General features: G+C 47.7%; 14 protein-coding genes. 10 read left to right on the top strand and 4 right to left on the bottom strand.

What is annotated here, in order from left to right:
• Positions 1-105: 105 nt before the first annotated feature.
• From MHI06_RS16350 to MHI06_RS16340, 3 genes are read right to left on the bottom strand one after another with little or no spacing between them, the layout of a single operon-like run.
• Entirely contained in the window at positions 106-969 is an 864-nt protein-coding gene (locus tag MHI06_RS16350; RefSeq protein ID WP_340398448.1) for an SDR family oxidoreductase, read from the bottom strand.
• Positions 966-2,033 carry a mannonate dehydratase gene (gene uxuA, locus MHI06_RS16345; RefSeq protein ID WP_340398447.1) on the bottom strand — a complete coding sequence of 356 codons (1,068 nt, stop codon included), beginning with the start codon at positions 2,031-2,033 and terminating at the stop codon, positions 966-968. The genes MHI06_RS16350 and uxuA overlap by 4 nt, the downstream gene beginning before the upstream one ends.
• Before the next feature lie 40 nt (positions 2,034-2,073).
• A complete protein-coding gene (locus MHI06_RS16340) occupies positions 2,074-2,739 on the bottom strand; it encodes a GntR family transcriptional regulator (RefSeq protein ID WP_169479644.1) in 666 nt (221 codons plus the stop codon).
• Between the two features lie 268 nt (positions 2,740-3,007).
• Between MHI06_RS16340 and MHI06_RS16335 the strand changes: the two genes are divergently transcribed.
• Both MHI06_RS16335 and MHI06_RS16330 read left to right on the top strand, forming a co-directional pair.
• Entirely contained in the window at positions 3,008-3,310 is a 303-nt protein-coding gene (locus MHI06_RS16335; protein ID WP_076331658.1) for a metalloregulator ArsR/SmtB family transcription factor, read from the top strand.
• A gap of 90 nt (positions 3,311-3,400) precedes the next feature.
• The gene (locus MHI06_RS16330; protein ID WP_340398446.1) at positions 3,401-4,804 is read left to right on the top strand and encodes an aldehyde dehydrogenase; all 1,404 of its coding nucleotides are present in this window, start codon (positions 3,401-3,403) and stop codon (positions 4,802-4,804) included.
• Between the two features lie 80 nt (positions 4,805-4,884).
• Here MHI06_RS16330 and MHI06_RS16325 read toward each other — a convergent pair whose 3' ends face one another.
• Positions 4,885-5,796, bottom strand: a complete 912-nt coding sequence (locus MHI06_RS16325; RefSeq protein WP_340398445.1) for an AraC family transcriptional regulator — start codon at positions 5,794-5,796, stop codon at positions 4,885-4,887.
• A 175-nt stretch (positions 5,797-5,971) separates the two neighbouring features.
• On the opposite strand from MHI06_RS16325, the gene MHI06_RS16320 reads away from it, so the two are divergent.
• The 8 genes from MHI06_RS16320 (at position 5,972) to poxB (ending at position 15,707) form a co-directional block, all read left to right on the top strand.
• On the top strand, positions 5,972-8,203 hold the full coding sequence (locus tag MHI06_RS16320) for a glycoside hydrolase family 52 protein (protein WP_340398444.1): 2,232 nt from the start codon (positions 5,972-5,974) through the stop codon (positions 8,201-8,203).
• The gene (locus tag MHI06_RS16315) at positions 8,200-10,341 is read left to right on the top strand and encodes an alpha-glucuronidase family glycosyl hydrolase (protein ID WP_340398443.1); all 2,142 of its coding nucleotides are present in this window, start codon (positions 8,200-8,202) and stop codon (positions 10,339-10,341) included. Before MHI06_RS16320 ends, MHI06_RS16315 begins: the two co-directional genes overlap by 4 nt.
• A 110-nt stretch (positions 10,342-10,451) precedes the next feature.
• Positions 10,452-11,519, top strand: coding sequence for an NAD(P)-dependent alcohol dehydrogenase (locus MHI06_RS16310; protein ID WP_340398442.1), 1,068 nt, complete (start codon positions 10,452-10,454; stop codon positions 11,517-11,519).
• Between the two features lie 166 nt (positions 11,520-11,685).
• Positions 11,686-11,946 (top strand): HPr family phosphocarrier protein, encoded by a 261-nt coding sequence (locus MHI06_RS16305; RefSeq protein WP_340398441.1) that lies wholly within the window; start codon positions 11,686-11,688, stop codon positions 11,944-11,946.
• Positions 11,947-12,090: 144 nt separating this feature from the next.
• Positions 12,091-12,342 (top strand): type B 50S ribosomal protein L31, encoded by a 252-nt coding sequence (locus MHI06_RS16300; RefSeq protein ID WP_062834756.1) that lies wholly within the window; start codon positions 12,091-12,093, stop codon positions 12,340-12,342.
• 149 nt (positions 12,343-12,491) lie between these two features.
• Entirely contained in the window at positions 12,492-12,797 is a 306-nt protein-coding gene (locus tag MHI06_RS16295) for a Dabb family protein (RefSeq protein ID WP_169479203.1), read from the top strand.
• A gap of 164 nt (positions 12,798-12,961) precedes the next feature.
• Positions 12,962-13,723 carry an SDR family oxidoreductase gene (locus tag MHI06_RS16290; protein ID WP_340398440.1) on the top strand — a complete coding sequence of 254 codons (762 nt, stop codon included), beginning with the start codon at positions 12,962-12,964 and terminating at the stop codon, positions 13,721-13,723.
• Between the two features lie 256 nt (positions 13,724-13,979).
• Entirely contained in the window at positions 13,980-15,707 is a 1,728-nt protein-coding gene (poxB, locus tag MHI06_RS16285; protein ID WP_340398439.1) for a ubiquinone-dependent pyruvate dehydrogenase, read from the top strand.
• Positions 15,708-15,805 lie beyond the last annotated feature (98 nt).

The following is a 15,805-nucleotide window of genomic DNA, read 5'->3' as shown; positions in this document are numbered from 1 at the left end:
ATCTTATGCTTGAACGCAAAAAACCGAAACCTGGGTAAGTATCCCAAGCTTCGGTCTCTATAAATTCTCTATATTAGTTGAACTGATTCATTTACACGTTAATCGTTAAACACCGGAATATGCCATAAATCCGCCATCTACCGGAATGACTGTGCCAGTGACGAAGCCGGATTGTCTTTCATCCGCAAGCCACATTAATGTGCCCAGCAGATCCTCCGGCTTACCGAAGCGGCGCATGGGAGTATGCGCAATAATTTTACTGGAACGTTCCGTCGGAGAGCCGTCTGGTTGCAGTAATAGATTACGGTTCTGCTCGGTCAGGAAGAACCCGGGTGCAATGGCGTTGACACGAATACCGGATTCAGCCAGATGAACGGCGAGCCATTGCGTAAAGTTGTTAATCGCTGCCTTGGCAGCACTGTACGCAGGAACTTTAGTCATGGGCGACGGGGCACTCATCGAAGAAATATTGATGACCGTTGCCGGAACATCACGCTCAATCATATGTCTTGCAAAGATTTGAGTGGGAATGAGAGAACCGACAAAATTCAGATCCATCACCTGCCGAAATCCCTCTACACTCACATCGAAAAACGTCGTGATGTCGCTCTGTTCCAGATCTTCCAATCTGAATATTTCATTCGTAGTATTAGCACTGGCGTTATTGCCACCAGCGCCATTAATGAGAATATCACAGGGCCCAAGCTGTTCCAGCACCGTATCTGCCGCTGCTTGCACACTATCGGCCTGGGTTACATCACAGGCGATAGCAATCGCTCGGCCACCGGCAGCTTCAATTGCAGCTACAACCTCCTGACCCTTAGACACAGTACGGTTCAGGATGGCTACACTTGCACCGTGCCGCGCAAGTTCCTCAGCCATGGAGCGGCAGAGTACTCCAGCACCGCCGGTGATTACAGCCGTTCTGCCTTCTAGACGAGATGAGCGTTCATATTGACGTTCACTCATGCTTTTGCCCTCCTTTGCAAGGAATCCCAGACGCCCCATAGATACATGATTCCTAGAGCCCGGTCATAGAGTCCATAACCAGGTCGGCATTGTTCTCCCCAGAGATGACGACCGTGGTCGGGCCGTGCATAACCTTCATAACCGATATCGTGATAAGCCTCAACAACCCCCGCAATGTCGACACTTCCATCCTGACTGCGGTGTGATGTTTCGATAAAATCGCCGTTATCATAGATTTTGACATTACGAATATGGGCAAATGGAATCCGATCCTTGAACTCGTGAATCATCCCGATAATGTCATTGTCGGCATTCGCTCCCAAAGAGCCACTGCACAACGTCACGCTATTGTAAGGGCTATCATAAAGATTCAGATATTTGCGAACATTCTCCTGACTCGTAATAATCTTCGGTAATCCAAAGATTGGCCATGGCGGGTCATCCGGATGGATCGCCATTCGGATTCCCAGCCGTTCGGCTGTAGGCATAATCTCTTGCAGGAAATAACGCGCGTGCTCCCACATATGCTCCTCGGTCACATCCTTGTAGGCTTCAAACAGACCTGTTAAATACTGCAATCGTTCTGGTTCCCAACCTGGCATGGTGAGTGCGGAGTTTTCGGTAATGCGTCGAACCAGCTCCAGCGGTTCAATATTTTCAATCTTGCTATTCTCATAGAAGAGAGCAGTGGAGCCATCTTCCATCTCCTTATGCAGATCGGTACGTAGCCAGTCGAAGATCGGCATAAAGTTGTAACAGATGACCTTTACACCCACCTGAGCCAGTTTTTCCATCGTTTTAATGTAGTTTGCAATGTATTTATCCCTTGATGGCAGGCCCAACTTGATATCCTCATGGATGTTCACACTCTCAACGACATCCAGATGTAACCCGGCCTTGTCTGCTGCCGCTTTGACAGCGAGTATTTTGTCCATCGGCCATTCCTCGCCAGCAGGAACATCGTGCAGCGCCCACACAATACCTTCAACACCCGGAATCTGCCGGATGTGATCCAGTGTTACCGTATCATTGCCTTCGCCAAACCAGCGAAACACCATTCTCATCACGTTCACCTCATCATGAATAGTAGTAAGAAGAATTCAGTCATTGAAAATAGGATGGATATGTATCCTGCAGGACAGCCAAATCGGTCACAGTTAAATGCAGGTGTTCCTGCATTAGTCGCTCTGCCGTCTGGGCATCATGCTCTTGTATAGCCTGGACCATGGACCTGTGCTGTTCGATCAGATGATCCCACTGGTAATCCGAGGACAGGCGAAGCATGCGACTGCGATTCAAATGCACATTCATCTGCTGGATGACAGTCCAGGTGTTGCTTTTGTTACAGCCTGCAAAAAGAGTGCTATGGAATTCCTCATCCAATTGGAACATTCGTTCATCATCCGGATTGACTCTGCATTCCTGTTGACGTGCAAGATTCTGTTCAAGTGCCACCATCTGTTCGTCAGGAAAGTTCTCACAGGCGAGTCTAATTACGGCTCGTTCGAGCTGTTCACGCATGAACCTTGCTTCCTCAACCAGATCGAGCTGGATCAGGGAGACGTATGTGCCACGCTGTGGATACACTTCCAGCAAACCTTCCTGGGCAAGTCTCACAAAACTTTCTCGAACGGGTGTCCGGCTGACCTGGAACTCCAGCGAAATGTCCTTCTCTGAAATGGCTGTTCCCGGAGGCAGCTTCAAACTCAAAATCAGCTTTTTAAGCGTGACGTACACCGCATCCCGGGCTGAGGAAGACTGCTTGTTCATGGAAGACAGACTGTTCGCAGCAGGCGACAAACCGGCTTTGGATGATAACTTTGGCGTATATTCCACAACTTCAACTCCTTCATTGACATACTACCATACTTGTATGGTAGTGCGGAAGCGCTTTATCGCTATTGTATTGAATTTATTTGATAATTTACTTGCAGTTCAAGAGAGTAGAGAGTACAATTCAATCATTAGGTTCGAATGTTTAAACCAACAGACATCGAATAGAGAACAATATACGAAGAATAGTACAGAGGTGAACACCATGGGACAAAAAGCGATTAGCGTTTTTCAAACCTGTATCCCGTTATTTCAAGTATTAAGTGACAACCATCGTCAAGCCATTCTGCTGACACTCACCGAGAAGGGCAGAATGACGGTGAATGAAATTACTGAACAATCCAGCCTATCCCGGCCAGCCATATCTCACCATCTCAAGCTGTTGTTAGAGAAGGGTCTTATATCTGTGGAACAGAAGGGCACACAGCGCTATTATTCGGCTTCATTGAATGCATCGGTGGAACTGTTGAAGGAACTGGTAGCTGCTTTGGAAGAAGAGTGTCTGTAGATGAATGGTGATACAACATGCTTTTGCATGTACCTTATAGGTTCGTAAGTTTAAACGTTTAATCAATAATAAGTAGAGGAGTATGCATATATGACAACGATGATACAGGAAGTAACCCGTCAGGAAGTTGAAGAGATTTTGGAGCAGCAACGACAATTCTTTCGTTCTGGGGCCACACGATCGGCAGAAGCCCGAATTGCTCGTCTGACCCAACTGAAGCAGGCGATTCAAAAGTATGAGTCCAGACTGACAGAAGCACTTTATCAGGATTTGGGAAAAAGTGAGTTCGAATCCTACACGACCGAAATCGGATTCATGATGGACAGCATCACACACACCATTCGTAAAGTGAAGAAATGGGTGAAACCCGTTAAAGTCAAAACGCAAATGGCACTCCTGGGCTCCAAAAGTGTGATCATACCTGAACCCTATGGGGCAGTACTGATCATCGGACCTTTCAATTATCCATTTCAACTCTTGATCGAACCATTGGTAGGCGCTATTGCGGCAGGCAACACAGCTGTGCTCAAAGCCTCAGAGAATACACCTGCGGTGTCCGCTGTTGTACGTGAAATGATCGCGACCGTATTCGAAACGGCGTACGTGCAGGTACTTGACGGTGCCAAAGACACAACGACAGCGCTAATCAATGCGCCGTTTGACTATATCTTTTTTACAGGCAGTGTACCGGTTGGCAAGATTGTGATGGAGGCAGCTGCCAAAAATCTGGTTCCCGTTACGTTGGAACTTGGAGGTAAGAGCCCAGTCATCGTGGATGAACAGGCCGATATCAAAGTAGCTGCAGAGCGCATCATATGGGGTAAACTGCTCAATACAGGACAGACCTGTATCGCACCTGACTATTTACTCGTGCATGAGCGTGTGAAGGAACAGTTAGTTACGGAGATGAAAACAGCAATTGTGTCTTTCTTTGGTTCAGATATTCAACACAACAAGGACTATGGGCGTATCGTGAACAAGGGACACTTTAAACGTCTGACGACGCTGATTGAACGGGATCAGGCCAAAGTGATATATGGAGGAGCATCGGATGAGGAAGATCGATTCATTGAACCTACTTTGATTGATGCGGAATCCTGGGATGCAGCAACGATGGAAGATGAGATTTTTGGACCGATTCTACCGATCATCAGCTACCGTAACCTCGATGAAGCTATTGTAGAGATCGTAAAACGGCCGAAACCACTTGCCTTGTATCTGTTTACTTCTGACACCCAAGTTCAGGACAAAGTACTGCGTGAAGTTTCATTTGGCGGCGGATGCATTAACGATACCATTACGCATGTAGCGAACCCGCGTCTGCCATTTGGCGGTGTTGGTCATTCAGGTGTTGGCTCATATCATGGGCAGTACAGCTTCGAAACCTTCTCCCATCTCAAAAGTGTCCTGAAAAAAAGCACAAAATTGAATCTGCCGATTCTGTATCCACCATATACTAACAAGCTGAAGTTGATTAAGCGTTTGTTGAAATAAAATTTCATATAAATACAGAGATCATCTCGAATCGAATTTTGCAAAATATTGAATCAAGCCAAACAGCCTGCTACTGGACCTCATTCCAGAGCAGGCTGTTCCTGTCGGTAACGGGATGGCGACATGCCGGACCAACGCTTGAATTGACGACTGAAATGGGCAATATCCTTGTAACCAAGCATGACTGCAATATTTTGAACAGACAGCTTCGGATTGCCCAGAAGAAGCTTCGCTTCATGCAAAACCAACTGGGATAACACAGCACGGGGAGACTGACCGAATACCTGCTTGAAGACACGATTACAGTGTGAAGAGCTGATACCCAGTTCTGCTGCAATATCATCAATACCATAGTGTCCTTCCGATTCGTGTCCCTGTTTGAATTGCTGGCTCATCAGGCCTTGCAATCGATTGCGAATCCGATGGGCGAGTTCGATCTTCTCGTGTCCTTCCGTAAACCATTGCACAGCCTCTTGCGAGACCGCCTCCCACAGATGTCCGAATAGTTCAAATACTGCAGATTGCAACTGCATACGCTGAACCATCGTACTTGCTGTTTCATCATCCGCAGATGACATCAATTTGCGCAAAACGGGCTCAATCTGCTGCGTCACCGGACTATCCGCACTGAATCGTACTTGTTTGATGCGCGCCAGCAATGATAGGAACAACGGATCATCAATGTCAAAGTGCATGCAAAAATACGTGAATCCCTTGCCGTTATGGCTCTGGCTGGAATGAATGCTTCCCGGAGGAATCAGGAGCAGTTCGCCAGCCTTTTGAATGTATAGGGTACCATTCACCATCATGCGTTGCTCGCCTTCCGTGACATAATTCAATTCATATTGAGGGTGCTCATGTGCCGGATAATCCCAGTCCATACCCACACTTCGTAAATGAATGGCGAACAGATTGACTGTTGTTTGCACATCTGGGTAAAAAACTTCATGGACACTTTCTCCCAAATCGGGAGGCAAATATGTTGAAGACATGGAAGATCCCCCTTATATCCAATGGAATGCGTTGTAACCGCTTTAATTCATTATAGTCTATCAGCTTGATTTGGGTAAATATCAGATTGATTTGATCATGGTCTGAGGTAGAACCACGTGTTAGGATGGGGCTAATGAAAACGTATGCATACCATTCTGAGAGGGGTTATGATTCATGAGCACATCCAAATCCATCTTTTATAATGCACATCACGCACCGATTGGTGCTTTTGCCAGTTTTACACTGGGATACAAAGGAGCCAAGGGCGGGCTGGGTCTGGAACTCGGCAAGCCGGCAGACCAGAATGTATATATTGGATTACAATCTCGCGATGGAGACAATTATCAGGCACTTCCTTTTTATGAAGCTTCCGAGGATGAGAGCAGCCGCTATGATGTAGAGAAGTTAGAGAATGGGGATCAGGCACAGACATCCGTAGATACGGAGGTAAAAGGGGACACGGCTCCGTCGACGACTGCGTCAAAGGCTCCACAATCTCTTATTACGGCTTTTCGTGATGAAGATATTACCCGTGAATTCACCTCAGGTACGGATACGTGGACTGCGGGAGATCTGACGTTCCGTATCTACTCGCCTGTCCGACCCGTACCAGATCCAACGAGTGGGGATCGTGAAGCCTTAATGGATGCACTCGTACCCGCCGTATTGGTAGAGATGACGATTGACAATACGCAAGGTCAACAACCACGGAAAGCCTACTTTGGCTATCAGGGTAATGATCCGTACTCTGCGATGCGTCTGATTGGAGGACCGGAAGGTGGCTCCATCACAGGTGTTGGACAAGGTCGGCTTACAGCCATTATGTCGGCAGACGACGGACTGTGGCCCGCGCGCGGGTTTACGTTGGAGAAGCTCTTACAGGAGAAGCATCGGGAGAATCTGGCTTTTGGACTTGGCGGAACTGCGGCATTACTGATGGAGGTACCTGCTGGAGAGAAACGTACATACCAATTCGCAGTATGTTTCTATCGTGGGGGTATTGTGACGACTGGAATGGATACGACGTATTGGTATACGCGGTATTTTGCAGACATCCAGGCAGCGGGAGAGTATGCATTACAACGTTTCAGTGAGCTGACTGCTTCCTGTGCGGAGGTTGAACAACGCCTTGGAACAGCTGGGCTGACAGAAGATCAATCCTTCATGCTTGCTCATTCCATCCACAGCTATTATGCGAGTACTCAACTGTTGGATGCCGATGGCGAGCCACTCTGGGTGGTGAACGAAGGGGAGTATCGAATGATGAACACACTTGATCTGACAGCAGATCAGTTGTATTTCGAGCTTGCCTTGAATCCCTGGACGGTGCGGAACGAGCTGGAGTGGTTTGTGAAACGATACAGTTATAAGGATCAGGTTCGTTTCCCGGGAGAAGAAAAGTTATACCCGGGTGGGATTACTTTTACCCATGATATTGGTGTAGCCAATGTGTTCTCTCGCCCCGGACACTCGGCATATGAGCTAGTGGGCATTGATGACTGCTTCTCACAAATGAGCCACGAGGAGCTGGTAAACTGGCTCTGCTGCGCGACAGTATACATCGAACAGACACAGGATCAAGCGTTTGTGAAAGACATGCTACCTGTTATTCGCGATTGCTTTGAGAGCATGCTTAATCGGGACCATCCCGACGCAGAACAGCGTAACGGTCTGATGGGTCTGGATAGTAGCCGCACACAAGGTGGAGCGGAGATTACAACCTACGACAGCCTGGATGTGTCACTTGGACAGTCTCGCAATAATATCTATCTGGCGGGTAAATGTTGGGCGGTCTATATTGCATTGGAGAAGCTGTTCGCAACTGAGAAGTTGGCAGATCTGTCCCATCAAGCAGGGCTTCAAGCAGATCGCTGCGCTGCCAGTATTGCTGCACAATTGACTGATGGCGGCTACATTCCAGCTGTTATTGCAGAAAATAATGATTCTCGAATCATTCCGGCTATTGAAGGTTTGGTGTTCCCGTACTTTACAGGCTGTGAAGCAGCACTGGATGTCAATGGTCGTTTTGGACCTTACCTGAAGGCACTCCAAACCCATCTGAAAACGGTTCTTGTACCTGGGACTTGTCTGTTCGAAGATGGAGGCTGGAAACTGTCCTCGACAAGCAATAACTCGTGGCTGAGCAAAATCTATCTGTCCCAATTTATCACCAGAGAGCTGCTGGGTGTGGAATGGGATGAGACAGGCAAGGCAGCAGACGCGGCTCATGTCAACTGGCTGTTGCATCCGGAGGAATCCTACTGGTGTTGGAGTGACCAGATCCTGTCTGGTGTGGCGGTTGGCAGCAAGTATTATCCGCGTGGTGTAACGTCCATTCTATGGCTACTCGAAGGCAAAGGAAATCGCCTTGCTCAGATCTATGCCAGCAAGGAGGCGGTACAATGAGCCAATCCGTCGTTCAATCTGGTCTGTCAGGTCCACAATACGATGCATGGCTGGGGTATCACTCCACATTGTCAGGAACGAATGGGTTTGCCAAGAGGACAGCTCCACTCTGGAGCAGGCTGATCTTGGCGGAAGAGAATCATCAGATCATTACGACAGCTCTGACCGAACTGTCACAGGGACTGGAGAAGTTATATGGGGTGAAACCGACGGTCGGTCAACTGACTGCTTCTCAGGCTAGTGAGCGGAACGAGCATGCTCCTGCAATACGGATCGGCACTTGGGAAGGAAGCCATCCTGTGGCCGAAGCGTTTAGCGAAACCGAGCGCTCTGCTGTGCAAGGGGAAGGCTATATCATTCGCAGGGACGAGGCAGAAGGTGTACTGGTCATTGGATCAGAGACTCCCCAAGGAGTGCTGTATGGTACATTCCATCTGCTGCGAGAGCTGACACTGCATCAAGATAGCAGCAGCGAAGCGGATGAAGCTGCCGGCAAGTGGAGCTTTATTACCGAGCAGCCAACCAATGCGCTACGGATGATTAATCAGTGGGATAACGTGGATGGCAGCATTGAGCGTGGTTACGCAGGGAACTCCATTTTCTATGATAACGGGGAATTCACGCAGGACCTGGGACGTATCCGGGATTACGCAAGATTGCTCGCTTCCACGGGGATCAATGCCATATCGATCAACAATGTCAACGTACATCGGCACGAGAGTCTGTTCCTGACAGAACGTTACTTGGGTGATGTGGCGAAGGTCGCCGCTGAATTCAGATCCTATGGCATTCGACTGTTCCTGAGCGCCAACTACGCTAGTCCAATCGAGATTGGTGGATTGCATACGGCAGATCCGCTGGATGCGCAGGTACAGGAATGGTGGAACATCCAAACGGCCAAGGTGTATGCAGCCATTCCGGATTTTGGCGGTTACCTGATCAAGGCAGACTCCGAGAATCGTCCGGGACCGTTCACGTATAATCGTGATCATGCCGATGGTGCCAACATGCTGGCTGAAGCCCTTCGTCCATTCGGTGGATTGGTCATCTGGCGCTGCTTTGTCTATAACTGCAAGCAGGACTGGCGGGATCGTTCCACAGACCGTGCACGTGCAGCGTATGACCACTTTACGCCGCTGGATGGGCGGTTTGCCGACAATGTCATTTTGCAAATTAAGAATGGACCGATGGATTTTCAGGTGAGAGAAGCGGTATCCCCACTATTCGGTGCCATGGAAAATACGAATCAGGTCATTGAGTTTCAGATTACGCAAGAGTATACCGGGCAGCAGCGTCATCTGTGTTATCTGGTTCCTCAGTGGAAAGAAGTATTGGACTTCGACACATACGCCAAAGGCGAAGGTTCAGAGATCAAGCGAATCGCGGACGGTTCTCTGTATAAACGACCTTATAGTGGCTTCGCCGCAGTATCCAATATTGGTGCAGATGCCTGTTGGACAGGACATCCTCTCGCGCAGGCCAATCTGTATGGATATGGCAGACTTGCGTGGAATCCAGAGCTGTCCGCGGAAGAGATTGCCGATGAGTGGGTGAGACTGACGTTTGGACATGAGGACGAGGTCGTGCGGCAGGTTACGGATATGCTTTTGAATTCGCTAGATATCTATGAAAATTATACGGCACCTCTCGGTGTAGGTTGGATGGTTAACCCGGAGCATCATTATGGGCCGAATGTAGATGGATATGAGTATTCCAAATGGGGAACGTATCACTTTGCCGATTGTCATGGCATTGGTGTAGATCGAACGGTGATGAGTGGCACGGGGTATACCTCGCAGTATCACCCTGAGAATGCTGATCGTTATGAGTCCTTGGATACCTGTTCGGATGAGTTGATCTTATTTTTCCATCATGTGCCGTACACCCATGTTCTGCATTCGGGTAAGACAGTCATTCAGCATATTTATGATACACACTTTGAAGGTGCTGCGCAGGCAGAGGCGTTAGCCGAGACATGGAGACAGCTGGAGGGAAAAGTGGACCCAGTTATTTTCAGTAAAGTTGCTTCATTACAGGACAACCAGGCCGAACATGCCAAGGAATGGCGGGACATGATCAATACGTACTTCTATCGGAAGAGCGGCATAGCGGATGAACAAGGTCGAACAATCTATTGAGTGGAATTGCGGATGCAGATGAACTTGGTAATTAGGAAGGAAGAAAGAAGATACCTTGTTTTCTTTGATGTAGAATAGACAGCATGGACATACATGAGGAGGAGAACCGTATGGGACAACATCAACTGCCCGAGACCATGAAAGCTGCTATCATGACAGAGCCAGGACATATCATTATTGAGGAACAACCTGTCCCGCAACCGGCAGCGGATGAGGTGTTAATCCAGGTAATGGCTGTCGGGGTGTGTGGCTCGGATGTGCATTATTTTGAACATGGACGCATTGGCAGATTTGTGGTGGAGAAACCGATCATTTTGGGACATGAGTGTGCGGGATTCATTGCTGCTGTTGGCTCGAACGTATCCCGTCTGAAAACAGGGGATCGGGTTGCTATTGAGCCTGGGGTGACTTGCGGACGTTGCACGGCATGCAAAGAAGGTCGTTATAACCTGTGTCCGGATGTACAATTTCTAGCGACTCCTCCGGTGGATGGGGCATTTGTACAATACATGGTGATACGTGAAGATATGGTATTCCCGATCCCGGATCATCTGTCTTATGAGGAAGCAGCTATGAACGAGCCATTCTCTGTTGGTATTCACGCTGCACGCCGCAGTAAACTGGCTCCGGGTACAACCCTGGCGATTATGGGTATGGGTCCCGTTGGACTCATGGCCGTGGCTGCTGCCAAATCTTTCGGTGTAGAGAAGATCATTGTAACGGATCTGGAGGAAGTTAGGCTGGAAGCAGCTCGCCGCATGGGGGCCACGCATACCATTAATGTGCGAAATGAAGATGCGCTGGCTGTGATTCGCGAGTTAACAGGTGGTGTGGGTGTGGATACCGCATGGGAAACAGCGGGGAATCCGAAGGCGCTACAATCTGCTCTGTATTCACTTCGACGTGGAGGCAAACTTGCGATTGTGGGCCTGCCTGCACAGGACGAGATAGCACTCAATGTTCCATTTATTGCGGACAATGAAGTTGATATCTATGGCATATTCCGTTATGCCAATACGTATCCGGCAGGAATTGAGTTCCTGAGCTCCGGCCAGCATGACGTGATGTCCCTGATTACAGATCGTTATTCACTCGAAGAGACACAGCAAGCGATGGAGCGCGCATTACACAATAAAAGCGGCAGTCTGAAGGTCATGGTATATCCGAATGGTATGTAAGAACAACCTGGAAGAGTCCTGCGGTTCAGGACTCTTTTTTTTGTTTTTTTTGCAAAAAAGTATGGGTCAAGCTCCCATAACATGGTATAATTCATGAAGATTTTAATATATAAATGGATACACACCATATTGGTGAATAAGTACTTAGCGAAAGGAACTGAAGGTTGTGAGAGTACATGAATTTATGATACACGCTGATTTTCATCGGGATGATCTGATGTCGGTATCTTCTCAAGCATCACGTTTTACCTCGGATATTATCTTGTCGTATATGGAGTCTGAGCATCGTGTAGATGTTAAAAGCCTGCTTGGGATGGCGTTACTTCCCATTCGATATGGTAGTGTTGTCAGATTACAGACAAGAGGCAGGGATGAGCTGGAGGCACTGGAGTACATGCTGAATGTGCTGGAGAAAGGGACGGCGTGACACCTGATTCGGTGCAAAATCATAGAAATCATAATTTTTTTTGCTATTCCTCAAATCCTGCTGGTACTTTGTACAAAAAAAGAGTATAATAAAATTTAGTTTGATTCTAAAGAAGTACCCATATTAAAGGAGTGTAAATAGATTATGCCAAAAGTTGACATCCATCCAAAGACACAACTCGTAATTTTTTACGATGCAAGTGCTGATTTCAAATTCCTGAGTTCTTCCACGAAGTTCTCTAACGAAACTATGGAATGGGAAGACGGTAACTCTTACCCAGTAATCCGTGTGGACACTAGTTCCGCATCCCACCCGTTCTTCACTGGTAAACAAAGAAACGTGGATATCGGTGGCCGTGTTGATAAATTTAACCGTAAATACAACATCAACAAATAGTTTGTCCATACATTACAAGAAAACCTCGGGATTCGTCCTGAGGTTTTTTTGTGTACATTAAAAATTAATTCAACCAATTATTGCGCTTACAACACATTCGGATGTACACTAGGAAACAGAGTAAGAACATATTGGAGGAGGAAATAGAGATGAGCATCACACATATGGTAACGTTTACACTTTACGCAGGTAAAGATACACCGGAGGCAGAAGCCTTTTTGAAGGAAAGTTCCGATGCGCTGGCAGTCATTCCTGGGGTAGAGCAGTTTCAGGTTCTCAGACAGGTAAGTGAGAAAAATGAGTTCGATTACAGCTTTTCGATGGTCTTTGCGGATCAGGCTGCGTATGATGCATACAACAATCACCCGGTTCACCGTCAATATGTAGCAGAGCGTTGGGAAAAGGAAGTTAGTCGCTTCCAGGAAATTGATCTTATTCAACATAATAATAAATAATCGCCACATATAGGGAATCAAGTTGAATTAATATATACAGCATTGAACAATGCTGTATATCCCTAATACTGTGTATCCCTCTGGATGAAGTTAATTCGTGCTGAAAAACGCACAATCACGAAATCGTTTTCGATTTAAATGAAATCAAGGAGGTTTTCGCTGTTATGCAATTGGATCTCACAGGAAAAACCGCTCTGGTTACAGGTGCAACCGGTCAACTAGGGAGAGTGATCGCCCGCACGTTGGCAGCCTGTGGCGCCAATCTGGCTCTACATTACATAAATAATGATACCAAGGCTCGGGAGCTTCAGGGTGAGATTGAGGCACTGGGTCGTCAGGCCGTCATTGTACAGGGAGATATTACGAAGCAAGATACGGCATTCCGGATGCGTGATGAAATCCAGTCTGTCCTCGGCGGAGTGGATATTGTTGTTGCCAATGCAGTCATTCAGTATGAATGGACCACGGTGTTGGAGCAGTCGCCTGAAGATTATTTGAGCCAGTTCGAATCCTGTGTCATGCAGAGTGTATATCTTGCCAAAGCTTTCATACCGCATATGCAAAACGTCAGATCCGGTCGCTTTATTGGTATCAATACAGAATGTGCGATGCAAAATTTCGCTCACCAATCAGCCTACACCGCTGGTAAGCGTGGAATGGATGGTGTATATCGGGTGCTTGCCAAGGAGGTTGGCGAGTATCAAATTACCGTGAACCAGGTTGCACCTGGATGGACGATTAGTGAACGTGATCGCTCCAATGAGCCCGGACATGATGAGGCATATACGCGTACCGTGCCGCTGAAGCGCAGGGGTGAGGATCAGGAAATCGCCAATGCGGTGGCTTTTCTGACGTCGGACCTGTCCTCATTTATTACGGGTGCCTATATCCCAGTAAGTGGTGGCAATGTGATGCCTGCCATCTAGTTACTCTTTGGATTCAGGAATCCACATGAAATATGAATAAATTTAGCTTAACCGTAATCCGTTTGTCATTCGACAAGCGGATTTTTTGGCATTTTGCTAACCCTGAAATAACGGTTTAAGGGGCAGGTTTTTCGTTTCATATATCCAGAGATACATATGATTTGGTTCGGATTTCAGAAGATTGGGGTATAAGAATAGGTATATTACCAGAGTGGAAACATAATCAAAATGAGCAATTAAAGGAGACCCATTACTTATGAAAAAAACAGTCGCGGACCTTCTGGTTGAATCCTTATTGAACGCTGGCATCAAACGCATATATGGCATTGTTGGAGACTCCTTGAATGCGGTACTTGACTCCATCCGTCGTTCGGGCAAGATCGAGTGGATTCATGTACGACATGAAGAAGTGGCGGCATTTGCTGCTGGGGCAGACGCTGAGGTCAGTGGAAGTATCGCTGTCTGCGCAGGTAGCAGTGGTCCTGGTAACATGCATCTGATTAACGGTCTGTACGACTGTCATCGCAATCGTGTTCCTGTACTCGCTATCGCTGCACATATCCCAAGTGACGAGATTGGCAGTGAATATTTTCAGGCGACACATCCGGAATATCTGTTCCAGGAATGTAGTCATTATTGTGAAGTCATTACGACAGCAAAACAGATGCCGCGTTCCCTCACGATGGCCATCCAGACAGCAGTCGCACGTTCAGGTGTGTCTGTCGTTGTATTGCCGGGGGATGTAGCAGGACTTGAAGCAGCGGATCTGCCTGTGCCTGAGCATGTGTATCATGCAACCAATCCCGTGGTACATCCTTCTGAGCCAGAACTCGTGAAACTGGCGGAGTATCTGAATCAAGGCAAAAAAATTACGTTATTGTGCGGTGCAGGCTGCGCGGGCGCTCGGGAACCCCTTATGCAGCTCTGTGATCGCTTGAAATCCCCGATGGTTATTGCGCTACGAGGCAAGGAATATTTGGAGTATGACAACCCCTATTCCGTGGGCCTTACGGGTCTAATTGGGTATTCATCCGGTTATCATGCCATGATGGACTGTGATGTACTGCTGATGCTGGGAACGGATTTCCCATATCGTCAATTCTATCCCGAAGATGCCACTGTACTTCAGGTTGACATTCAATCTTCCCATCTGGGTCGGCGCACGAAGCTGGATTACGGCGTATGTGGGGACGTAAAAGCGACCATTGAAACTTTGCTTCCTTATCTAACAGAAGAACACAGTGACAAACATCTGCGTAAAAGTGTCGATCGTTATGTGAAAGTACGCAAAGATCTCGACGAGCTGGCCGTTGGAAAACCGGGTAAAAAGCCGATTCATCCGCAGTACCTAACCAAGATTATTAGTGATGCTGCAGCTGAAAATGCAATCTTCACCTGTGATGTCGGTACTCCGACAGTATGGGCGGCCCGTTATATCGAGATGAGTCGCAATCGCAGGCTGCTCGGCTCATTCAGTCATGGAACGATGGCGAATGCTCTGCCACAGGCAATTGGCGCCCAAGTCGCTGATCGGGGCAGACAAGTCATCTCTTTGTCGGGTGATGGCGGTATTACGATGCTGATGGGTGATCTGTTGACATTGAAACAGCATAATCTCCCGATTAAAGTTGTGGTGTTTAATAACGGAGCACTCGGTTTTGTTGAGCTGGAGATGAAAGCTGCCGGATTCCTGGAGTCGGGAACAGAGCTTGTCAATCCCAACTTTGCGATGGTTGCTCAAGCCATGGGCATGGAAGGTATTCGGGTTGAGGATCCGGATGAACTGGAAGGAGCTGTGCAGCGTGCGCTTCAGCATGATGGTCCTGTGTTGATTGACGTGGTGGTGAATCGTCAGGAATTGTCCTTACCTCCGAAGATTGATATCAAACAGGCGGAAGGATTCACCCTATGGATGATGAAAGCCGTGCTGAATGGACGCGGGGACGAGATTATTGAATTGGCCAAAACCAATTTGCTAAGATAGGCGAGCGTTTCGATAAGCGGAAAATATACCGTTTGAATTTGTTAAGAAAATTGACGTAAATAGCGTCTATCATCCAAAGGAGGGGCAGGCAGAGGTCA

This window comes from Paenibacillus sp. FSL H8-0079 (genome assembly GCF_037991315.1).
In the GTDB taxonomy this organism is placed as follows: Bacteria; Bacillota; Bacilli; order Paenibacillales; family Paenibacillaceae; genus Paenibacillus.
Note: the sequence above shows the minus strand (reverse complement) of the source record. Positions and strands in the feature narration are given on the sequence as shown.